Origin of the sequence: Kitasatospora phosalacinea, from assembly GCF_000716545.1 — a bacterium.
In the GTDB taxonomy this organism is placed as follows: domain Bacteria; phylum Actinomycetota; class Actinomycetes; order Streptomycetales; family Streptomycetaceae; genus Kitasatospora; species Kitasatospora phosalacinea.
In genome coordinates, this window is the sequence record NZ_JNWZ01000030.1 from 1 (window position 1) to 20,753 (window position 20,753).

Annotated in this window: 20 protein-coding genes and 1 rRNA gene; 17 read left to right on the forward strand and 4 right to left on the reverse strand. The window is 73.9% G+C overall.

Features of this window, described 5'->3' with window-relative positions; all coding sequences use genetic code 11:
- The 5 genes from rrf to OO48_RS16745 all read left to right on the forward strand — a co-directional run.
- Positions 1-101, forward strand: a 5S ribosomal RNA gene (gene rrf, locus OO48_RS16725); the annotation flags it as partial.
- Positions 102-242: 141 nt separating this feature from the next.
- Positions 243-947 (forward strand): SigE family RNA polymerase sigma factor, encoded by a 705-nt coding sequence (locus tag OO48_RS16730; RefSeq protein WP_063830693.1) that lies wholly within the window; start codon positions 243-245, stop codon positions 945-947.
- Between the two features lie 628 nt (positions 948-1,575).
- Positions 1,576-2,073 (forward strand): hypothetical protein, encoded by a 498-nt coding sequence (locus tag OO48_RS38360; RefSeq protein WP_157845469.1) that lies wholly within the window; start codon positions 1,576-1,578, stop codon positions 2,071-2,073.
- Positions 2,074-2,310: 237 nt separating this feature from the next.
- The gene (locus tag OO48_RS16740; RefSeq protein ID WP_209439493.1) at positions 2,311-2,802 is read left to right on the forward strand and encodes a hypothetical protein; all 492 of its coding nucleotides are present in this window, start codon (positions 2,311-2,313) and stop codon (positions 2,800-2,802) included.
- Positions 2,803-2,813: 11 nt separating this feature from the next.
- A complete protein-coding gene (locus OO48_RS16745) occupies positions 2,814-3,479 on the forward strand; it encodes an ABC transporter ATP-binding protein (protein ID WP_245194684.1) in 666 nt (221 codons plus the stop codon).
- 67 nt (positions 3,480-3,546) lie between these two features.
- On the opposite strand, the gene OO48_RS16750 is transcribed toward OO48_RS16745, so the two are convergent.
- Positions 3,547-4,377: a patatin-like phospholipase family protein gene (locus OO48_RS16750; protein WP_081952177.1), complete on the reverse strand. Its 831-nt coding sequence runs from the start codon at positions 4,375-4,377 to the stop codon at positions 3,547-3,549.
- A gap of 137 nt (positions 4,378-4,514) precedes the next feature.
- On the opposite strand from OO48_RS16750, the gene OO48_RS16755 reads away from it, so the two are divergent.
- The 4 genes from OO48_RS16755 (at position 4,515) to OO48_RS16770 (ending at position 9,000) form a co-directional block, all read left to right on the forward strand.
- Entirely contained in the window at positions 4,515-7,097 is a 2,583-nt protein-coding gene (locus tag OO48_RS16755; protein WP_033216964.1) for a sensor histidine kinase, read from the forward strand.
- Complete coding sequence (locus tag OO48_RS16760) at positions 7,094-7,774, forward strand: response regulator (protein ID WP_033216966.1); 681 nt, start codon at positions 7,094-7,096, stop codon at positions 7,772-7,774. The genes OO48_RS16755 and OO48_RS16760 overlap by 4 nt, the downstream gene beginning before the upstream one ends.
- Positions 7,775-7,840: 66 nt before the next feature.
- Positions 7,841-8,251, forward strand: coding sequence for an OB-fold nucleic acid binding domain-containing protein (locus OO48_RS16765; RefSeq protein WP_033216968.1), 411 nt, complete (start codon positions 7,841-7,843; stop codon positions 8,249-8,251).
- Complete coding sequence (locus OO48_RS16770; RefSeq protein ID WP_106970341.1) at positions 8,248-9,000, forward strand: DUF3159 domain-containing protein; 753 nt, start codon at positions 8,248-8,250, stop codon at positions 8,998-9,000. The genes OO48_RS16765 and OO48_RS16770 overlap by 4 nt, the downstream gene beginning before the upstream one ends.
- A gap of 48 nt (positions 9,001-9,048) precedes the next feature.
- On the opposite strand, the gene OO48_RS16775 is transcribed toward OO48_RS16770, so the two are convergent.
- Complete coding sequence (locus tag OO48_RS16775; RefSeq protein ID WP_033216970.1) at positions 9,049-9,705, reverse strand: potassium channel family protein; 657 nt, start codon at positions 9,703-9,705, stop codon at positions 9,049-9,051.
- The gene (locus OO48_RS16780) at positions 9,705-10,373 is read right to left on the reverse strand and encodes a potassium channel family protein (protein WP_033216972.1); all 669 of its coding nucleotides are present in this window, start codon (positions 10,371-10,373) and stop codon (positions 9,705-9,707) included. Before OO48_RS16780 ends, OO48_RS16775 begins: the two co-directional genes overlap by 1 nt.
- Before the next feature lie 245 nt (positions 10,374-10,618).
- On the opposite strand from OO48_RS16780, the gene OO48_RS16785 reads away from it, so the two are divergent.
- The 8 genes from OO48_RS16785 to OO48_RS38365 all read left to right on the forward strand — a co-directional run bounded on the left by OO48_RS16785 (position 10,619) and on the right by OO48_RS38365 (position 19,440).
- Positions 10,619-12,679, forward strand: a complete 2,061-nt coding sequence (locus OO48_RS16785; protein ID WP_033216974.1) for an APC family permease — start codon at positions 10,619-10,621, stop codon at positions 12,677-12,679.
- A 491-nt stretch (positions 12,680-13,170) separates the two neighbouring features.
- Complete coding sequence (locus OO48_RS16790; protein ID WP_051732226.1) at positions 13,171-14,502, forward strand: class I SAM-dependent RNA methyltransferase; 1,332 nt, start codon at positions 13,171-13,173, stop codon at positions 14,500-14,502.
- 431 nt (positions 14,503-14,933) lie between these two features.
- Positions 14,934-15,170 (forward strand): toxin-antitoxin system HicB family antitoxin, encoded by a 237-nt coding sequence (locus OO48_RS16795; protein ID WP_014135783.1) that lies wholly within the window; start codon positions 14,934-14,936, stop codon positions 15,168-15,170.
- A complete protein-coding gene (locus OO48_RS16800) occupies positions 15,167-15,580 on the forward strand; it encodes a hypothetical protein (protein WP_033216979.1) in 414 nt (137 codons plus the stop codon). Before OO48_RS16795 ends, OO48_RS16800 begins: the two co-directional genes overlap by 4 nt.
- 129 nt (positions 15,581-15,709) lie before the next feature.
- Complete coding sequence (locus OO48_RS16805; protein WP_033216981.1) at positions 15,710-16,540, forward strand: putative RNA methyltransferase; 831 nt, start codon at positions 15,710-15,712, stop codon at positions 16,538-16,540.
- A gap of 189 nt (positions 16,541-16,729) precedes the next feature.
- Positions 16,730-17,983, forward strand: coding sequence for an AAA family ATPase (locus OO48_RS16810; RefSeq protein ID WP_157845470.1), 1,254 nt, complete (start codon positions 16,730-16,732; stop codon positions 17,981-17,983).
- Positions 17,980-18,333, forward strand: a complete 354-nt coding sequence (locus OO48_RS16815) for a nucleotide pyrophosphohydrolase (protein ID WP_051732215.1) — start codon at positions 17,980-17,982, stop codon at positions 18,331-18,333. The genes OO48_RS16810 and OO48_RS16815 overlap by 4 nt, the downstream gene beginning before the upstream one ends.
- A 192-nt stretch (positions 18,334-18,525) precedes the next feature.
- Positions 18,526-19,440, forward strand: coding sequence for a DUF6099 family protein (locus OO48_RS38365; RefSeq protein ID WP_051732216.1), 915 nt, complete (start codon positions 18,526-18,528; stop codon positions 19,438-19,440).
- Between the two features lie 316 nt (positions 19,441-19,756).
- On the opposite strand, the gene dapD is transcribed toward OO48_RS38365, so the two are convergent.
- Positions 19,757-20,746 carry a 2,3,4,5-tetrahydropyridine-2,6-dicarboxylate N-succinyltransferase gene (gene dapD / locus OO48_RS16825; RefSeq protein ID WP_425338551.1) on the reverse strand — a complete coding sequence of 330 codons (990 nt, stop codon included), beginning with the start codon at positions 20,744-20,746 and terminating at the stop codon, positions 19,757-19,759.
- Positions 20,747-20,753: the final 7 nt, after the last annotated feature.

Sequence of the window (20,753 nt, forward strand, 5' to 3'; positions counted from 1 at the left end):
TGAGGGAAACGCCCGGTTACATTCCGAACCCGGAAGCTAAGCCTCACAGCGCCGATGGTACTGCAGGGGGGACCCTGTGGGAGAGTAGGACGCCGCCGAGCAATCATTGTGGGAAAGCCCCCCGACGGGACGTCGGGGGGCTTTCTCGCGTTTCCGGGAAAGGTGATTTCGGGCCGTGTTTCCGGGGCCGGCGAGGGGGCGCGTGTTGCCGGGTGGAGTGGTGCAGGGCACACTGTGGCGTCATGGTCGTGGAGCAGGGCGAGGGGGCCGGTGGTAGAGCCGGTCAGGGCGACGGCGACTTTCGGGAGTTCTACGAGGCTGCGTACGGGCAACTGGTGGCGCACCTGTACGCGCTGACGGGCGATCTGGGCGAGGCGCAGGACGTTGCCCAGGAGGCGTTCGTGCGGGCGTGGAACCACTGGGGGCGGGTGGTGGCGCACGAGAATCCGGTGGCCTGGGTCCGCCTGACGGGACAGCGGATCGCGATCAGCCGGTGGCGGCGGGCTCGGACGGCGTTGCAGAGCTGGATCAGGCACGGGGACGGGCAGTCGCCGGTTCCGGGGCCGGGGCCGGAGACGGTGGCGTTGGTGGAGGCGTTGCGGCAGTTGCCGGAGGCGCAGCGGTCGGCGTTGGTGTGGCACCACATGGGCGGGCGGTCGGTGGCGGAGATCGCCGCGGACGAGGGGGTGCCGGTGGGGACGGTGAAAGCGCGCTTGCACCGGGGGCGGCAGGCGCTGGCGGTGCTGTTGGGGGAAGAGCCGGCGGCGGTCGTCGAGGAACCGGTGGTCGCCCCGCTGCGGCCGGTTCGGGCGGCTGTCGCCGATGAACGGCGGGGTGCGGGCGAGGAACGGATGCCGCAGGTCGGCGGCGTTGAAGGGGGGCCGGTGGCTGTGGAGTTGACGGGGGATCGGGTGCGGGTGGCGGAGGACTGCGGTTCGCGTGTCTAGGGCCGAGCTTCCTGAGGTGGACGCGGAGGAGGACCGTCCGGCGATCGGCGCTGCCCGGTTGGAGGCGATGTTCGACGGGCTGCGGCGTGAGGTGGCGTCGGGGGTGCCGGCGCCGGAGAGCGCGGAGGTGGTGCGGCGCGGGCAGCGGCGTCGGCAGCGGCGCCGGGCCGGTGCGTTGACCGGGGCCGGGGTGTTGGGGGCCGCGGCGCTGTGGGGGGTGGCTTCGGTGACGCCGTTCCGGACGGAGCACGGGGTGGCGGGGGTGCCGGTGGAGCAGTCGGCGCTGCCCCGGCCGGAGTCCTCGTTCAAGGTGGTGCCCACTCCTGGAGTCTCGGTCCTGGTGGTGCCGTCGATTCCGGCCTGGGTGTTGACGCCGTTGGATTCGGCGGAGCCGGGTGTCCGGGTGTTGGCGCTGGACGTGGCGCGGATGCCGAAGGTGCTCGGCGGGTACGGCCCGTGGTCGGCCGGCGCGTCACCCTCCGCGTCGGCCTCGTCGTCCGGGTCGTCGTCCGGGGCGGCGTCTCCGGAGGGTCCGGGCGGCGGTGCGCGTCCCACGTCGACGCCGCCCGCGTCCTCCCCCACAACGGCGAGTACGAGCTCGGCCGCGAGTGCGAACACGTCCGAGCCGGTGCCGACGCCGACGGGGCTGGTGCTGCCGTCGGCGGCGGTGAGCGGGATGTTCGTGGACGGGTGCGTGACGGGGCTGGTGGCGTCGGCGGGTGCGCAGCGGGGGTGGGGTGAGGTGTACACGGACGGCGAGGTCGGGGAGGCGGTGGCCCACCAGTACGTGCTGGGTTTCGGGTCGCCGACGGAGGCGGAGATCGCGGGGACCCGGCTGCTGGCCGGCGCGGACTGCGTGGTGTCGGGTGCGGGCTGGAGGGTGGAGGAACGGTCCGAGGGGGTGACGGCGTTCGGGCTGCGGCAGCCCTCGGCGGTGGTGGAGGAGGTGGCGGTGCACGTCAGCGGGTCGCTGGTGGCGGTGCTGGCGGTGCACCGGAGCGGGCGCGGGGTGGTGCCGGAGGCGGGGGTGTCGGAGCCGTTCCGGGTCGCGGCGGCGGAGTTCCAGGTGTTGGGGTCACCGGAGCCGTCGGGCTCGCCGGGGGTCTCGGGGCCGCCGGGCCGCTGAGCGAGGTGGCCGGGTGGGGGCACGAAGGGCTCGGAAAAAGTTCGGAATCCGATGCAACCCGCCTGCTTCGAGCCGCGTTGGAGTGTTGGAGCCGTCGTCGTGTGGGCGGCGGCCGGTGGGGGAACGCCGAGCCGGTCGGCCGGGGCAGAACAGGGGACTGCCCCGGCCGACCGGCCGGTGCCTCCGGCGCGACAGGCCGTGGTGAGCCGTGGGCTCCTCGGGCCGGAGGGGAACGGCATGGGGGGTGGGGCCGTGGGCCTGCGGGCGGTGCCGGATCTGGAGGAGTTGCGCAGGCGCGCGGCCTCGGAGGGGCCGCCGCCCGCGGCGGGCGTGGTGGTGTGCGAGAACTCCCCGGCGCTGCTGTCGGCGGACGAACCGGCGGACGAGCCGACGGGCGAGCCGGACAGCGCGACCAGCGAGGAGATCTTCGCGGCGCTGCGTCCGGTGAACGAGGAGCCGGGGGTGACGGCGGTGATCGTCACCCGTGACCCTATGGTTGCGAGGGAAGTGCGCCGGACCGTGCGGATCCGCAACGGGCGGACCTCGACGGAGGTGCTGCGTCCCGAGCGGGGCGAGCCGGGCGTGGAGTGCGCGGTGCCGGACCGGGCGGGCCGGTTGCAGCTGCCGCCGGACTTCACGGAGGCGTTGCGGCTCAGTCGCCGGGCGCGGCCGGCGTTGGAAGAGGACCACACCGGGGTGTGGCGGGCCGAGGAAGAGGTGCACGGGTGAGCAGCGGCGCGATGGTGGTCGTGGAGGACGTGCACCGGACGTTCGGCGCGGGCGACCGGGCGGTGCACGCGGTGCGCGGGGTGTCGTTCACCGCGCGGGAGGGCGAACTGACGGCGTTGCGGGGCCGGTCGGGTTCGGGCAAGACGACGCTGCTGAACCTGGTGGGTGGGCTGGACACGCCGTCCTCGGGGCGGGTCAGCATCGCGGGGACGGACCTGGCGAGCCTGGACGAGGCGGGCCGGCTGGAGCTGCGGCGGGACCGGATCGGCTTCGTGTTCCAGTCGTTCGGCCTGATCTCGGTGCTGACGGCGGCCGAGAACGTCGGGGTGCCGATGCGGCTGCGCAGGGTGGCGGTGCGGGAGCGCGAGGAGCGGGTCCGGACGCTGCTGGCGATGGTGGGTCTGGCGGAGCACGCGGAGCAGCGGCCGACGGAGATGTCGGGTGGCCAGCAGCAGCGCGTGGCGGTGGCGCGGGCGCTGGCGAACGAGCCGGCGCTGCTGATCGCGGACGAGCCGACCGGTCAGCTGGACTCGGACACCGGTCTGGCGATCATGCAGCTGCTGCGGGCGGTGGTGCGCAGCGAGGGCGTGACGGCGCTGGTGGCGACGCACGATCCGCAGTTGATGGAGCTGGCGGACCGGGTCCTGGAGCTGCGGGACGGCAGGATCGTCGAGTAGTCGGCCCCACTGCGGGCCGCAGCGGCCGCGGAAGGTCGCAGCCTGTCACAGCCCCACGGCCGGGTGGTCAGACCGTCCAGAGTTCGCGGACCAGGTCGGCGATCCGGTGGCCCTGGGCGCGGCCGGCTTCGGCGGAGGGGGTGCGGACGGCGTTGTCGAGCGGGTTGGGGCCGGCCGCGGCGAGGGAGTCCTCGTCGGGGGTGACGGCGAGGACCCTGCCGGTGGTTTCGAGGACGGCCAGTTCGGGGGCGAGGAACGGGTCGGTCATCGGTGCGAGCACCAGGACGGCCTGCTGGCCGGTCATCAGGTCGGCGTTGTTGGAGCTGCGGATGCCGCCGTCCATGTAGCGGCGGCCGTCGATCTCGACGGTGGGCCAGATGCCGGGGACGGCGCAGCTGGCGGCGACCGCGTCGACCAGGGTGACGCCGCTGTGGCGGTCGAAGGTGCGGAGTTCGCCGGTCTCGGCGTCGACGGCGGTGACGGTGAGCGGCCAGGCGGGCCAGTCGTGGCGGGGGAGGCGGCCGGCGATGACGGCGAGCCGGTCGGTGGCGGGGACGGTGTCGGCGGCGAGGGCGAGCGCGCCGATGCGGCGGCGCAGTTCGGTGAGGTCGCTGATTTCGGTGATCAGCCGGTTGATGGTTTCGAAGAGGGCGCCGAGGGCTTCGGCGGGCGGGGTGATCTCGTGGTTCTGCAGGGCCGGGTCGGTCTGCCGGCGGTAGAGCTCGGCGAGCGGGAGGCCGGAGGCGAGCTGTCCGGCGACGGTGGAGCCGGCGGAGGTGCCGAGGACGTGGTCGGCGGTGCCGGGGACGTCGATCCCGGCTTCGGCGAGGCCGTGCAGCAGGCCGGTCTCCCAGGAGATTCCGGCGAGTCCGCCGCCGCCGAGTACGAGTCCGCGCATGATGGTTCCCCCTCGAATTGTTCGATTCCCCGGCATTCTGGCGCACGGGCCGTCGGGGGCGTCAAGAACGTGACAATTCTCCGCCGGGGGCGGTCTGATCAGCGGATGGTGCGATTTCTGCCCGTAGTCTCTGAGCCATGGTGCACACGGCCCGTGGCAGGCTGCGGATCTACCTCGGGGCGGCCCCGGGCGTCGGCAAGACCTACGCGATGCTGGCCGAGGCGCACCGCCGGATCGACCGGGGCGCCGAGGTGGTGGTCGGCTTCGTGGAGACCCACGGCCGGGCCCGCACCGCGGCGCTGCTGGAGGGACTGGAGACCGTCCCGCGCCGGACGGCCACCCACCGGGGCGCCGAGTTCACCGAGCTGGACCTGGACGCCGTGCTGGCCCGGGACCCGGCGGTCGTCCTGGTCGACGAGCTCGCCCACACCAACGTCCCCGGTTCGCGCAACGCCAAGCGCTGGCAGGACGTCGAGGAACTGCTGGCGGCCGGGATCGACGTCGTCTCCACCGTCAACGTCCAGCACCTGGAGTCGCTGGGGGACGTGGTCGAGGGCATCACCGGCATCCGGCAGCGGGAGACCGTCCCGGACGAGGTGGTGCGCCGGGCCGAGCAGATCGAGCTGGTCGACATGTCCCCGCAGGCGCTGCGCCGCCGACTGGCGCACGGCAACGTGTACGCGCCGGAGAAGGTGGACGCGGCGCTCGCGCACTACTTCCGGCCCGGCAACCTGACGGCGCTGCGCGAGCTGGCGCTGCTCTGGACGGCCGACCGGGTCGACGAGTACCTGCAGCGCTACCGGGCCGAGCAGGGCATCCAGGGCACCTGGCAGGCCCGGGAGCGGATCGTGGTCGGCCTGACCGGCGGCCCGGAGGGCGCCACGCTGATCCGCCGGGCGGCCCGGATCGCGGCCCGCAACAGCGCGGGCGAGCTGCTGGCGGTGCACATCTCGCGCTCCGACGGGCTGTCCGGTTCCTCCCCGCGGGCGCTGATCGAGCAGCGGGCCCTGGTGGAGAGCCTGGGCGGCAGCTTCCACCCGGTGCTCGGTGACGACCCGGCGGCCGGCCTGCTGGACTTCGCGCGCGGCGTCAACGCCACCCAGATCGTGATCGGCACCAGCCGCCGCAAGGTCTGGCAGTACGTGTACGGCCCGGGCGTCGGCTACACGGTGACCCGGGACTCCGGGGACATCGACGTCCACATGGTCAACCACGAGCACGCGGCGCGCGGCCGGGGCCGGATCCCGATCCGCCGGGTGACCGACCTGGGGCGGACCAGGACGGTCGCCGGCTGGGTGATCGGCGTGGCCGGGCCGCCGCTGCTGGCGCTGGCGCTGACCGGGCTGCACGGGCCGGGGCTCTCCACCGACATGCTGCTCTTCCTGTCGCTGACGGTCTGCGCGGCGCTGGTCGGCGGGCTGTACCCGGCGGTCGCCTCCGCGCTGGTCTCCTCGTCGGCGCTCAACTACTACTTCGCGCCCCCCGTTCACACCTTCACCATCGCCCAGCCGGAGAACATCGCCGCGGTGGCGATCTTCGCGGCGGTCGGCATCGCGGTGGCCACCGTGGTCGACCTGGCCGCCCGGCGCAGCCACGTCGCGGCCCGCGCCCAGGCCGAGGCGCAGACGCTGTCCGCGCTGGCCGGCACCGTGCTGCGCGGCGCGCCCACCGGCGAAGGGGTGCTGACCGCGCTGCTGGAGCAGGTCCGGGAGACCTTCCAGCAGGAGGCGGTGGCGCTGCTGGAGCGCACGGATCCGCACGGTGCGCACGGCACTTGGCAGACCGCCGCCTCGGTCGGGCCGCGTCCGCCCGCCGGCCCGGAGGAGGCCGACGTGGATGTCCCGGTCGGCGAGCGACTCGCGCTGGTGCTGCGCGGCCGGGTGCTGCCCGCCGAGGACCGGCGGGTGCTCGGCGCGTTCGCCAACCAGGCCGCCGTCCTGCTGGAGCGCCGCCGGCTGGCCGGGGAGGCGGCCGCGGCCCGCCGCGAGGCGGAGGGCAACCGGATCCGCACCGCGCTGCTGGCCGCCGTCTCGCACGACCTGCGCACCCCGCTGGCCGGGATCAAGGCCGCGGTCTCCTCGCTGCGCGCCGAGGACGTCGAGTGGGACCCGGAGGACGAGGCCGAGCTGCTGGCCGGCATCGAGTCCGGCGCGGACCGGCTGGACCACCTGATCAACAACCTGCTGGACATGAGCCGCCTGCAGACCGGCACCGTCACCCCGCTGCTGCAGCCCACCGACCTGGACGAGGTGGTGCCGTTCGTGCTCGGCGGCGTCCCGCCCGGCAGCGTTCGGCTGGACGTGGCGGAGTCGCTGCCGATGGTGCGGGCCGACGCCGGGCTGCTGGAGCGGGTGCTGGCCAACCTGGTGGAGAACGCCGTCAAGTACGGGCCGCCCGGGTCACCCGTCCTGGTGAAGGCGGATCTGCTGGAGCGCGCCGGGCGGGTCGAGCTCCGGGTGGTCGACCGCGGCCCCGGCGTCCCCGAGGCGGCCCGGGAGCGGATCTTCGCCCCGTTCCAGCGCCACGGCGACGCCCCGCGCGGGGCCGGCGTGGGCCTCGGCCTGGCGGTGGCCCGCGGCTTCGCCGAGGCGATGGACGGCACCGTCACCGCCGAGGACACCCCGGGCGGCGGACTGACCATGGTGGTCTCGCTGCCCGCCGTCCCCGCCGCGCCCGTGGCGCGGCACCCCTCCGACGAACGAAAGGCCGGTCCCGCATGACCCGGGTCCTGGTGGTGGACGACGAACCGCAGATCGTCCGCGCCCTGGTGATCAACCTCAAGGCCCGCAAGTACGAGGTGGACTCCGCGCACGACGGCGCGGGCGCCCTGGAACTGGCCGCCGCCCGCCACCCCGACGTGGTCGTCCTCGACCTCGGCCTGCCCGACATGGACGGCGTCGAGGTGATCCGCGGCCTGCGCGGCTGGACCAGGGTGCCGATCATCGTGCTGTCCGCCCGGCACGCCTCCGACGAGAAGGTCGAGGCGCTGGACGCCGGCGCCGACGACTACGTCACCAAGCCGTTCGGCATGGACGAACTGCTGGCCCGGATGCGGGCCGCCGTCCGCCGGGCCGAACCGGTCACCGCCGAGGGCGAGTCGGTGATCGCCACCGAGGGCTTCACCGTCGACCTGGCCGCGAAGAAGGTCAACCGGGACGGCGCGGACGTCCGGCTCACCCCCACCGAGTGGCACCTGCTGGAGGTGCTGGTGCGCAACTCCGGGCGGCTGGTCAGCCAGACCCAGCTGCTCCGGGAGGTGTGGGGGCCGGCCTACCGCAAGGAGACCAACTACCTGCGGGTCTACCTGGCGCAGCTGCGCCGCAAGCTGGAGGCCGACCCCTCGCACCCGCGGCACTTCATCACCGAACCGGGCATGGGCTACCGCTTCGAGCCGTGACCCCGCCGTGATCCGCGCCACCCGCGGCCCTGCCGTCCGGCCCCGGCGAACCGGTACCCTTCCGGCATGAGTGGTGACAACATCGGCGACCAGCCGCAAGGCCGTTTCCGCCGCATGCTGAGCCGGTTGACCTCCTCTTCCGAGGAGCTGGAGGCCGAGGAGCTGCGGCAGGACACCGCGGAGGCGGGCTGCACCCCGATCGCCGCCTGCGGCGACCGCGAGATCGTCACCGTCGCGGGCACGCTGCGCACCGTCACGCTCCGCCCGCGCGCGGGGGTGCCCGCGCTGGAGGCCGAGCTGTTCGACGGCACCGAGGCGCTGGACGTGGTGTGGCTGGGCCGTCGCTCGATCGTGGGCATCGAGCCGGGCCGCCGCCTGATCGCCAGTGGCCGGATCAGCCACGCACGCGGGCGCCGCGTGCTCTTCAACCCCCGTTACGAGCTGCGTCCGGTGGGACACGGGAGCGAGTCCGCGTGAGCAATGAGGCGATCAGGGTGAGCGCGCACGGCCCGCAGGGCCCGCAGGACGACGGGCGGCCCGGGGTGGACGAGCCGCAGCCCGGACAGCAGCCCGAGCGGGACGCCTCGAAGGAGGCCGCCGAGACGGTGCTCAAGGCCTTCGGCGGCGTGCGCGGCATGGTCGACATGACGCTGCCCGGCCTGGTGTACATCGTCGCGTTCAACATCACCCACGAGGTGCCGGCCGCCGCCTGGTCGGCGCTGGCGCTGTGCGCGGTGTTCGTGGTGGTCCGGCTGGCCCGCCGGGAGACCATCCAGCACGCCTTCTCCGGCGTGTTCGGCGTGGCGATCGGTGCCTGGGTCTCGATGAAGACCGGCAAGGCCGAGGACTTCTACCTGCCCGGCCTGCTGTGGAACGTCGGCTACTGCCTGGCGCTGGCGGTCTCCGCCCTGGCCCGCTGGCCGATGATCGGCGTGATGCTCGGCCCGATCACCGGCGAGATGTTCACCTGGCGCAAGCAGAACCCCGGCCGGCTGGCCGCCTACACCAAGGCGACCTGGGCCTGGGTGCTGATCATGGGCCTGAAGCCGCTGATCCTGTTCCCGCTGTGGGCCGCCGGGCAGATCAACCTGCTGGGCTGGCTGAAGGTCGCGCTCGGCATCCCGCCGCTGCTGCTGGCGATGTACGTGACCTGGCGGATCCTGCTGACCGCGCCGCCGCCGATCAAGGCGGAGCTGGACGAGGCCGAGGAAGGGCCGGAGAAGTGACGAAGGGCCCCGCGCGGTGCGCGGGGCCCTTCGCCTTCCCGGGACGGATCAGCCGGCCAGCAGCGTCTCCAGCTCCTCCTCGCGCTCCTGGGCGGCGACGAACAGCAGCTCGTCGCCGGCCTCCAGGGTGTCGTTGCCACCGGGGACCAGCACCCGTCCCGCGCGGATGATGGTGACCAGCGCGGTGTCCACCGGCCAGGCGACGTCGCCGACCCGGGTGCCGACCAGGTCGGTGTCCGCGGCCAGGGTCAGTTCGACCAGGTTGGCGTTGCCCTGGGAGAAGCGCATCAGGCGGACCAGGTCGCCGACGCTCACCGCCTCCTCCACCAGCGCCGACATCAGGCGCGGGGTGGAGACCGCGACGTCCACGCCCCAGGACTCGTTGTACAGCCACTCGTTCTTCGGGTTGTTCACCCGGGCGACCACCCGCGGCACGCCGTACTCGGTCTTGGCGAGCAGCGACACCACCAGGTTGACCTTGTCGTCGCCGGTGGCGGCGATCACCACGTGGCAGCGCTGCAGCGCGGCCTCGTCCAGCGAGGTGATCTCGCAGGCGTCGGCGAGCAGCCACTCGGCGAGCGGGACGCGCTCCACCGAGATGGAGTTCGGGTTCTTGTCGATCAGCAGGACCTCGTGGCCGTTCTCCAGGAGCTCCCCGGCGATGGAACGGCCGACGGCTCCGGCTCCGGCGATGGCGACGCGCATCAGTGACCAGCCTCCTCGGGGGCCTTCGCGAACGCCGCCTCGACCGCGGTCAGTTCGTTGCGGCGCAGCATCACGTGTACCAGGTCGCCCTCCTGGACCACCATCTGCGGGGTGGGCAGCGTGCCCTCGCCGACCCGGGTGACGAACGCCACCCGGACGCCGGCGGCCTCCTCCAGCTCGGAGAGCCGGTGGCCGATCCAGGACGGGGCGAACGCGACCTCGGCGAGCTGGACGGAGCCCGAGGGGTCCTGCCAGACCGGCTCGGCGCCGCTGGGCAGCAGCCGGCGCAGCATCTGGTCGGCGGTCCAGCGGACGGTGGCGACGGTCGGGATGCCCAGGCGCTGGTAGACCTCGGCGCGGCGCGGGTCGTAGATGCGGGCCGCGACGTGCTCGACGCCGAAGTTCTCGCGGGCCACCCGGGCCGCGATGATGTTCGAGTTGTCACCGCTGGAGACGGCGGCGAAGGCGCCCGCCTCCTCGATGCCGGCCTCCTTCAGGGTGTCCTGGTCGAAGCCGACGCCGGTGACCCGGCGGCCGTTGAAGCCCGCGCCGAGCCGGCGGAAGGCGGTCGGGTCCTGGTCGATGACCGCGACCGAATGGCCTTGTTTCTCGAGCGTTCTGGCGAGGGCGGAGCCTACGCGTCCGCAGCCCATGATGACGATGTGCACGCGCCTACCTCACCCGGTCCGTTGGGGTCGTGACCTGCGTAAACATCGTTCATCGTCCTTCCGTGCGCCCGATTGCGGGGGCGAGTGGGCGGTCGCGCCTGTGATCCGACGCGAGGGGCAATTCGGTGTTGCCCGCGATTCCTTCTGCCGACACGCTAGCCGGTCCACCGAACACAGTCGCGACCAAGGTGGCCCCGCGAGGCATCCGGTGCCACCGGGAGCCCTTACGATCCCTTGTTGTGCCTATGCCTGCTGACCTACCGAAACGCATCCTGATCGGGCGTGCGCTGCGCAGCGACAAGCTGGGGGAGACGCTGCTCCCCAAGCGGATCGCGCTGCCGGTGTTCGCCTCGGACGCGCTCTCCTCCGTCGCGTACGCGCCCGAGGAGATCCTGCTGACGCTGTCGCTGGCCGGCGCCTCGGCCATCCACTTCTCGTGGCAGATCGGCGTCGTCGTCGCCATCGTGATGCTCGCGGTGGTCGCCTCCTACCGGCAGAACGTGCACGCCTACCCCAGCGGCGGCGGCGACTACGAGGTCGCCACCGTCAACCACGGGCCGAACTCCGGCCTGGTGGTGGCGAGCGCGCTGATGGTCGACTACATCCTCACCGTGGCGGTGTCCACCACCTCGGGCGTCGCCAACGTGGTCTCGGCGGTGCCCGCGCTGCGCGGGCACGAGATGGCGCTGTCGGTGTTCCTGGTCATCGTGCTGATGGGCATGAACCTGCGCGGCGTGCGCGAGTCCGGCTCGGCGTTCGCCGTGCCGACGTACGCCTTCATGGTGGGCGTCATCGGCATGGTCCTCTACGGCCTGGTGCGGCACTTCGGGTTCGGGGCCGCGCTGCCCGCGGAGAGCTCCGCGTACCACCTGGAGGCGACGCCGGGCAACGGCTCGCTGGCCGGGTTCGCGCTGGTGTTCCTGCTGCTGAAGGCGTTCTCCTCGGGCTGTGCGGCGCTGACCGGCGTGGAGGCGATCTCCAACGGCGTGCCGGCCTTCCGCAAGCCGAAGAGCAAGAACGCGGCGACCACGCTGCTGATGATGGCCACCATCGCCGTGACGATGTTCATGGGCATCATCTACCTGGCCCACCTGACCGGCACGCAGATGGCCGAGAACCCGACCGAGCAGCTGATCGGCGCGCCGGAGAACTACCACCAGAAGACCGCGCTGGCGCAGATCTCCGAGGCGGTGTTCTCGAACTTCACGCCCGGCTTCTACTTCATCGCGGGCGTCACCGGCCTGATCCTGGTGCTGGCCGCGAACACCGCCTTCAACGGCTTCCCGGTGCTCGGCGCGATCCTCGCCCAGGACCGCTACCTGCCGCGGCAGCTGCACACCCGCGGCGACCGGCTGGCGTACTCCAACGGCATCATCCTGCTGGCCGGCGCGGCGATCCTGTTCATCGTCGCGTTCGGGGCCGACCCGAACCGGCTGATCCAGCTGTACATCGTCGGCGTCTTCGTGGCGTTCAACATGAGCCAGTCCGGCATGATCCGGCACTGGACCAGGCTGCTGCGCACCGAGACCGACCCGAAGAAGCGCGCCCACATGCAGCGCAGCCGGGCGATCAACACCTTCGGCCTGGTGATGACCATGGCCGTGCTGATCGTGGTGCTCGCCACCAAGATCAGCCACGCCTGGATCGCCATCGCCACGATGGTCGTGCTGTTCGTCGTGATGAAGGCGATCCGCCGCCACTACGACCGGGTCAGCGCCGAGCTCAAGGCCGCCGAGGAGCCCGACGACGCCACCCCGCCGACCCGGGTGCACGCCATCGTGCTGGTCTCCAAGCTGCACAAGCCCGCGCTGCGCGCCCTCGCGTACGCCCGCCTGGCCCGGGCCCAGACCCTGGAGGCCGTCACCGTCAACGTCGACCCGGCGGACACCGCGGCGCTCCGGCAGGACTGGGAGGAGCGCGGCATCGACGTGCCGCTGAAGGTCCTCGACTCGCCGTACCGCGAGGTCACCGGGCCGGTGCTGGACTACGTCAAGAACCTGCGCCGCTCCAGCCCGCGCGACGTGGTCGCGGTCTACATCCCCGAGTACGTGGTCGGCCACTGGTACGAGCACCTGCTGCACAACCAGAGCGCGCTGCGGCTCAAGGGGCGGCTGCTGTTCAAGCCCGGCGTGATGGTGACTTCCGTACCCTGGCAGTTGGAGTCCTCCGAGCGGCGCAAGGCGCCCAAGGCGTGGTCCGCGCCCGGTGCGGTGCGCCGCGGCGAGCCGCGCCGGCGGCCGACCCCGAGCGGACCGCCGTCCGGCGGATCGGGTCCGGCCGGGCCGGACGCCGCGCCGCGCGACTGAGCGCCCGCGCGGTCCGTCCGGCCCCGCGCGGCCTTCACAATGGGCCCGTGGCGGATCGTTCCCGGTCCGCCGCGGGCCGCCGCGTCCGCCGCACGGCGCGCTCCACCCGTCCCACCCGCTCCACCGCTCGTGCCCCGCTGTCTCCCGTAAGGAAGCCACCCCCCGTGACCCGCAACAACCCGTCCCGCTCCTCCGGTCGCCAGGGCCGCCCCGGCCGCACGTCCGGCGCCAAGCCGGGGCAGGTCGCGCACCCGCGCTGGAGCAGCCGGCCCGCCCGGCCGGAGGCCACCGACCGGGAGGGCAACACCGCCCGCAGCCTGCCGCCGGTGCCCGGCGAGCAGCGCCCCGCGGAGCCCGCCCCCGGGCGGGCCGCCCGGAGCGCCCCGAAGGAGCGGGCCCCGAAGCCGGCGCAGGGCGCCCCGAAGGGCGCGGGCGCGAAGAAGCCCGCCCGGCAGGGGCGCAAGCCCGGGGCGGTGCGCGCGCCGAAGGCGCTGCGGCCCGCCCAGCCGGTGCTGCGGCAGCCGTCCGGCGACCCGCTGGTCGGCGAGCGCTACGAGGTCGAGGTCGGGCCGGTCGCGCACGGTGGGCACTGCGTGGCCCGGCACGAGGGCCGGGTGCTGTTCGTCCGGCACGCGCTGCCCGGCGAGCGGGTGGTCGCGCAGGTCACCGAGGGCACCACCACCTCGCGCTTCCTGCGGGCCGACGCGGTGGAGGTGCTGGAGGCCGCCAAGGACCGGATCGAGGCGCCCTGCCCGTTCTCCGGCCCCGGCAGGTGCGGCGGCTGCGACTGGCAGCACGTCACCCCCGGCGGACAGCGCAAGCTCAAGGCCGCCGTCCTCACCGAGCAGCTCGCCAAGCTGGCCGGCCTCACCCCCGAGGAGGCCCACTGGGACGGCTCGGTCGAACCGGTCGGCGGCAAGCTCCCCGCGGGCGAGGTGCCGGCCTGGCGCACCCGGGTCCAGTACGCGGTGGCCGAGGAAGGCGCGATCGGCCTGCGCAAGCACCGCTCGCACGACGTCCAGCCGATCGACCGCTGCCTGATCGCCGCGCCCGGCGTCACCGAGCTCGGCATCGAGTCGCGGGACTGGACCGGGGTGGCTTCGGTCGAGGCGATCGCCGCCTCGGGCTCCTCGGACCGGCAGGTGATCCTGCGGCCCCGGCCCGGCGAGCAGCTGCCGCTGGTCGAACTGGACCGCGAGACGTCCATCGCCCGGATCGACGAGCAGGACCTCTTCCACCGCGTCCACGGCCGCACCTTCGTCCGCGAGCGCGCCGTCGACCGCACCTGGCGGGTCTCCGAGGGCGGCTTCTGGCAGATCCACCCCGAGGCCCCCGACACCCTGGTCGACGCCGTCCTCACCGGGCTCGACCCGCAGTGGGGCGAGAGCGCGCTCGACCTGTACTGCGGCGTCGGGCTGTTCGCGGGCGCGCTCGCCGAACGGGTCGGCGAGGAGGGCGCGGTGCTCGGCATCGAGTCCGGCAAGCAGGCCGTCAACGACGCCCGGCACAACCTGGCCGCGCTGGAGCACGTCCGGATCGAGTGCGACAAGGTCGAGACCCTGCTGCCCCGCACCGGCATCACCTCCACCGACCTGATCGTCCTCGACCCCCCGCGCGCCGGCGCCGGCCGCGACACCGTCGCCCACCTCAGCTCCCTGGAGGCCCGCCGCATCGCCTACGTCGCCTGCGACCCGGCCGCCCTCGCCCGCGACCTGGCCTTCTTCCGCGAGGGCGGCTACCGCCCGGTCTCGCTGCGGGCGTTCGACCTGTTCCCGATGACCCAGCACTTCGAGTGTGTGGCGATCCTGGAGCCGGCCGAGTAGCAGCCGACGGGTGGTTCGTACGGGCGCGGAAGCCTTTCCGCGCCCGTACGGCGTTTCCCGGGGACGGCTCCGCTCAAGGGGATGGCGTGAAGATCCGGCAGGAGTAGCATCCTCGGAACGTGTGGGCATGGTGACGCTGCGTACATATCGTTCGCCATGCTCTCGTGCCCGGCGGCGGCGCGGAGCAGGGGGGTGAGCAGCAGCGCGAGGGCCCTGACTGGCTCGGGGGACCGCACCGGGCGCCTCGATCCGTAGGACGGGGCGATCGTCGTACCGGCGGGTGGGGCGGGGATCCGCCTGCGGCGCCGGGGCGTTGGCGGATCGAGACGGACGGCCGGTTTTCGCGGGGGCGCGGGCGGACATGGTGGGGGAGCGGGGAGCGGCCGGTTTGCGCCCTTGTTGTGCTAGCACCTCGGCGCTAGCGTTGAAGGATGGCCAAGAAGCAGCTGAACGTCAGGGTGGACGCGACCACCGCCGAGATGGCCCGCGAGCGGGCGGAGCAGCAGGGGATCAGCATGAACCAGTACATCGAACGGCTGGTGCAGCAGGACATGGGCGAGGCCGGACGCAACTTCGTGGACGCCGCGGCGCAGTTCATGAAGGAGCACGAGGCGGTGTTCCTCGCCGAGTTCGGCTCGCCCAGCGAACTCCAGGACGTGCGCCGTTGAAACTTGAGGTCGACCTCTCGTGGCTGCTCATGACCGCCGAGCAGTACACGCCCGGTGACCCGCAGGTCACCGACTACGGATCGCTGCTCGCGGCGATCACCAGGCACCAGGCCGAGATCTTCGACATCGCGGTCTACCCCGAGCCGCAGGACCGGGCGGCGGCGCTGATGCACCAGCTGATCCGGGTGCCCGCGCTGGAGCGCAACAACGAGCTGTTCGCCACCGCCGTGGCCTACGCGTACCTGGTGGCCAGCGGCTGCCGGGTGGCGACCACCGCGCGCGAGGTGCGCAGCCTGGCCCGGGCGATCCGGGAGGGCAAGCTCGGCATCACCGGCGTGGCGGAGCGGCTGGCGATGTGGGTGGTCGACGAGTCGGAGGAGGAAGAGGTCGGCGACGACGGCGAGGAGTGAGCCGCCGCCGCGGGCCGCGTCAGGGGCCGGGAGAGCGACGAGGCGCCCGCGGGCGGGATACCCTCGACGTTCCCCCGGCCCCTGACGGTTCCCGGGCACCGAACGATCTGCGCCGAGGATGCGAGCGAGTTGCTGCAGGACATCGAGCCCTACCTGGTCTGCCCGCACTGCGCCCGCCCGCTGGCGCTGGACGCCCGCACCCTGCGCTGCGCCGGCGGCCACGGCTTCGACCAGGCCCGGCAGGGCTACGTGAGCCTGCTGGCGGGGGACGCCAAGGCCGGCACCGCCGACACCGCCGAGATGGTCGCGGCCCGCAGCGACTTCCTGGCGGCCGGCCACTACGCCCCGCTGGAACGGGAGCTGGCCCGGGCCGCGGCGGGGACGCCGGCCCGGAGCGGGCTGGTCGCGGACCTCGGCGCGGGCACCGGCCACTACCTGGCCCGGGTGCTGGAGGCCCGGCCGGGTGCGGCGGGCGCGGCGCTGGACCTGTCCAAGTACGCGCTGCGCCGCGCCGCGAAGGCGCACCCGCGGATCGGCGCGGTGGTGTGCGACGCCTGGCGGCCGCTGCCGCTGCGGGACGCCGCCGCCGACGTGCTGCTGAACGTGTTCGCGCCGCGCAACGGCCCCGAGATGCGGCGGGTGCTGCGCCCCGGCGGGCGGCTGCTGGTGGCCGCCCCGACCTCCCGCCACCTGCGGGAACTGGTGGGTGCGCTGGGCCTGCTGTCGGTGGACGAGGACAAGGACCGGCGGATCGGGCAGAAGCTCGGCCCGTGGTTCGCGCCGGTGGAGCGCACCGAGGTGGAGTTCGCGCTGCGGCTGTCGCGGGCGGACGCCGCCGCCGTGGTCGGCATGGGCCCGAGCGCCTGGCACACCGACCCGGCCGCGCTGGCCGCCGCGCTGGCGGCGCTGCCCGAGCCGGTGGAGGTCACCGGATCGGTGCTGGTCACCGCGTACGAGTGAACGGCCCGGCGCGCCACCCCGGACGGTTGGGACTCGAAGGGGTGAAAGGGCGTCAGGAGAGACGTTTCTCCAGCTCAGGGCGGACCTAGAGTGCTCCGGGTGATCAGCGAAGCCCCCGTGGCCCCACCCCTGCCGACCGTTGCCCGCGACGTGCGGCGGACGCCCGTCCCCGCGGCGTCCGTTCCGACGGTGAAGCGCCCCACCGTCGAGGAACTGCGGTTGACCTCCTTCAAGTCCTACCGGCGGGCCACCCTGCCGATGTCGCCGCTGACCGTGCTGCACGGGCCGTCCGGGGCGGGCAAGTCCAACGCGCTGGACGCGCTGAGCGTGCTCTCCCGGCTCGCTCTCGGGGAGGAGATCAGGCCGTCGCTGGACGGCGTCGGCGGCCCGCGCGGCCCGCTCGCCGTCCCGGTGCGCGGCGGACTGACCGGCTGCGTGCCGCACGGGCGCAACGCGATCATCCTGGGCTGCACCGTGCGCTCCTGCGTCGGGACGATCCGGCTCGAAGTGGTGGTGCGCACCGACGGGCGGGTCCGGATCGCCCGCGAATGCCTCACCCTGGACGACCGCACCCTGATGGAGACCGGCGAACAGGACCTCACCCGCGGCCGGGTCAACGTCACCTGGCACAACGACTCCCGGCAGGGCGACATCCGTGCCCCGCTGCCCAGCGGCAGCCTGGTCACCGCCCAACTGCCGCTGCGGGTGGCCGGATCGTCCAAAGGCGAGCGCAAGGTGCTGGCCGCCGCCGAACAGGTGCTCACCGCGCTGCGCGAGGTGTTCGCGCTGCACCCCGTGCCCGCCGCGATGCGCGGCTGGGGCCGGCCCGAACCGCAGGCCAGGCTGCTCGGCACCGCCGCCAACATCTCCGCCGTGCTCGACCGGCTGGAACACGAGTGCCCGCGCCGCTGGGCCCGCCTGCTGCGCGCCGTCCAGGCCGCCGCCCCGCACCCGCTGCTCGGCCTCGGCGTCGCCCGCCGCGGCGAGGGCGACCGGCAGCGGCTGCTCGCGGTCTTCGACGAGGGCGTGCTCGGCCGCACCGGCGCCGACCAGGCCTCCGACGGCATGCTGCGGCTGCTCGCCTTCGCCGCCGTCCTGCTCACCGGCGCCGCCGTCCTCGACGTCGACCCCGCCATCGAAGTGCCGGACGCGCACCGGCAGTTGGTGCTGCTCGCCGAGGACCTCGGGGCGGGCCTGGCGGCCGACCAGATCGCCGCCCTGCTGCGGCTGGCCCGCGAGGTCACCGGCAAGGGCGACATCCGGCTGCTCGCCACGCTCCAGGAGCCGGGCCCGGCGCTCGGACCGGACGGCGTCGAACTGGTCGAGTGCCGACGCGATCCGGCCACCGGCCACAGCCTGCTGCGCCGCACCGACCCCGCCGCCCGGGTACCGGTGCAGGGCCCGGCGCGCGGTGAGGACGCGGTGGTAGACCTGGGGGAATGAACGACGAAGTGGAACCGGCCGGGCCGGACGCGGAGCTGACGGTGCCCGAACTGCAGCGGCGACTGGCCGAGTTCGCGGCCGCCCGGAGCTGGCAGCAGTACCACACCCCGAAGAACCTGGCCTCGGCGCTGACCGTCGAGGCCGGCGAACTGCTGGAGGTCTTCCAGTGGTTGACGCCGGAACAGGCCGCCGACGTGATGTCGGACGCGCACTCGGCGCACCGGGTCCGCGACGAGGTGGCCGACGTGCTGGCCTACCTGCTGCAGCTGTGCACCGTGCTGGAGGTGGACCCGCTGCGGGCGCTGGCGGAGAAGATCGAACGCAACGAGAGCAGGTTCCCGGCGCCCTAGGCGGGTTCCCGCGAGTTCCCGGCGGCGGGAAGGACCATCCGGAATTCACCCGCCCGGGTGACCTCGGTTGTCCACAGGGCCGGGTTGTCCACAGGCCGGCCGAACCCGCTGGAGCGCCCCCGGGAGCGGCGGCACGCTGATCCCCGTGACCGACCGCCGAAGGACGGCGGCGGTGGACGAGGGGAGCGCACCGTGGAGGCGCTGCGACTGATCAAGACCGTCCGGCACGCCCTGGCCGAAGCCAGGACGACCGCGGACATCCTGCACGAGGCGTGGCAGACCGGGCTGCTCACCGAAGCGGTCGGCGCCCGGGTCGCCGACCACGACGGGGAGGCGTTCGCCACCCTCGGGCAGCTGCTCTGCGAGGCCGGCGCGCACGCCGCGAGCTGCCTGCGGCAACCGCCCGAACCAGGGCTGGACGACCTGCCCGGCGGCCCGGTCGGCGTGTACCCGGAGTGGTCCGGGCCGACGCTGGTCGAGCGGTTCAGCGCGCTCGGCGCGCTGGAGCCGGTGCTGGCCGAACTCGCGCTGCTGCTGGAGGAGGCGAACGAGAGCCTGGTGGTGCTCGCCTGCGGGGCGGAGACCGAGAGCCTGTACTGGAGCTGCATCGACGGGCTCGACGCCGGCTCCGAATGCCGCGACCTGGTGGCCGAACTCCTGCGTGAGCAGCGGAGGTTGACGGGCGCGCGGGCCCCGGACGGCGAGCCGGGCGGCAGCGGACCGGGCGAGTCGGGGGAGTCGGGCGAGCCGGGGGAGGTACGGGCGGCGCGGGCGGCGGGGCCGTCCGGGCCGGGAGTGCCGGGCGCGGCCCGGCGGGAGGAGCCGAGGCTCGTGATCCCGCTGGGTCCGCCGGTCCCGGCGGCGTGCGGCGCTCAGCTGCGGGGCGAGCCGTCCGCCGGGGTGTCCTGCCCGCCGCGGGCGGGCGAGGAGCGCAGGTCGGAGTCGAATCCGGCCAGGTCGGTGTTGATCGAGGCGAGCAGCTCCTGCATCTGCTCCAACAGCGACTTCGGAGTGGCGGGCGGGCCGCCCGCGGCGGCGGCCGCGGTGGGCGGCTCGGTCGAGGGCTCGGACATGAGGGGGCCCCTTCAACTCGGTGGTGCGGTGTGAAGCGCCGGGGGTCGGCGCCGCCGGTCCAACGAGTCCCCGCCGCACGCGGTCACCCCGGACCACTCGTTGAGGTCCAACCGGCGGGCCCGGTCAGCCGCAGGAGTGAGCCGAGCTTGCGGGGGCCGCCCCCGCTCGGCTACGGCTACGGCACCGGGGACGGGGCGTCGGGAGCGCCGGGGTGCCGGGGCACCGGGGTGTCGAGGTGCCGGGCGGTTCGGTCGCCGGGCCGCCACGGCCAGAACGGCCGGAACGGCCGGACGGCCGGGCCGCTGGGGAGCGGACACCGGCCGTCGGGCGAACACCATCTGACAGGAGGTCAGTTGTGCGAGTGCAGATCCGCGTTCAGACCGCCCCACGAACCGGAGCGGGCGATCACCTCGACCGCGCCGGACTGCGAGTTGCGGCGGAACAGCAGGTTGTCCTGGCCGGACAGCTCCACCGCCTTGGCCACCGAGCCGTCCGGCGCGGTGACCCGGGTGCCGGCGGTGACGTACAGGCCCGCCTCGACCACGCAGTCGTTGCCCAGCGAGATGCCGATGCCCGCGTTGGCGCCCAGCAGGCAGCGCTCGCCCACCGAGACGACCTGCTTGCCGCCACCGGACAGGGTGCCCATGATCGAGGCGCCGCCGCCGATGTCGCTGTGGTCGCCGACCACCACGCCCGCGCTGACCCGGCCCTCGATCATCGAGGTCCCCAGGGTGCCCGCGTTGAAGTTGACGAAGCCCTCGTGCATCACGGTGGTGCCCTCGGCCAGGTGCGCACCCAGGCGCACCCGGTCGGCGTGGGCGATCCGGACGCCCGCCGGGGCCACGTAGTCGGTCATCCGGGGGAACTTGTCGATGCCGTACAGGGCCAGCTGCCCGCCCTCGGCGCGCACCGCCAGCCGGGCCCGCTCCACGTCGGCGACCGGGGTCGGGCCGATCGACGTCCAGGCGACGTTCGCCAGCAGGCCGAAGATGCCGTCGAGGTTCTGGCCGTGCGGCTTCACCAGACGGGCGGAGAGCAGGTGCAGCCGCAGGTAGACGTCGTGCGCGTCCAGCGGCTTCTCCTCCAGCGAGGAGATCACGGTGCGCACCGCCACCACCTCGACGCCGCGCCGGGCGTCGGTGCGGAGCGCCTCGGCCGCGCCGGGGCCGAGCGCGAGCTCGGCCTCCTCGGCGCTCAGCCGGACGGTGCCGGACGGGCCCGGCGCGGCGGCCAGCTCGGGCGCGGGGAACCAGGTGTCGAGGACGGTGCCGTCGGCGGCGATGGTCGCCAGGCCGGCGGCCACCGCGCCGCTTGCGGGAGTGGAGGTTTCAGCAGTCACATCCCGC

Coding starts and splice junctions, on each gene's coding strand:
- OO48_RS16740 (WP_209439493.1), top strand. CDS start 2,311: ATGGGGGGTGGGGCCGTGGGCCTGCGGGCGGTGCCGGATCTGGAGGAG.
- OO48_RS16765 (WP_033216968.1), top strand. CDS start 7,841: ATGAGTGGTGACAACATCGGCGACCAGCCGCAAGGCCGTTTCCGCCGC.
- OO48_RS16745 (WP_245194684.1), top strand. CDS start 2,814: ATGGTGGTCGTGGAGGACGTGCACCGGACGTTCGGCGCGGGCGACCGG.
- OO48_RS16755 (WP_033216964.1), top strand. CDS start 4,515: ATGGTGCACACGGCCCGTGGCAGGCTGCGGATCTACCTCGGGGCGGCC.
- OO48_RS16760 (WP_033216966.1), top strand. CDS start 7,094: ATGACCCGGGTCCTGGTGGTGGACGACGAACCGCAGATCGTCCGCGCC.
- OO48_RS16750 (WP_081952177.1), bottom strand. CDS start 4,377: ATGCGCGGACTCGTACTCGGCGGCGGCGGACTCGCCGGAATCTCCTGG.
- OO48_RS16815 (WP_051732215.1), top strand. CDS start 17,980: ATGAACGACGAAGTGGAACCGGCCGGGCCGGACGCGGAGCTGACGGTG.
- OO48_RS16775 (WP_033216970.1), bottom strand. CDS start 9,705: ATGCGCGTCGCCATCGCCGGAGCCGGAGCCGTCGGCCGTTCCATCGCC.
- OO48_RS16730 (WP_063830693.1), top strand. CDS start 243: ATGGTCGTGGAGCAGGGCGAGGGGGCCGGTGGTAGAGCCGGTCAGGGC.
- OO48_RS16785 (WP_033216974.1), top strand. CDS start 10,619: ATGCCTGCTGACCTACCGAAACGCATCCTGATCGGGCGTGCGCTGCGC.
- OO48_RS16795 (WP_014135783.1), top strand. CDS start 14,934: ATGGCCAAGAAGCAGCTGAACGTCAGGGTGGACGCGACCACCGCCGAG.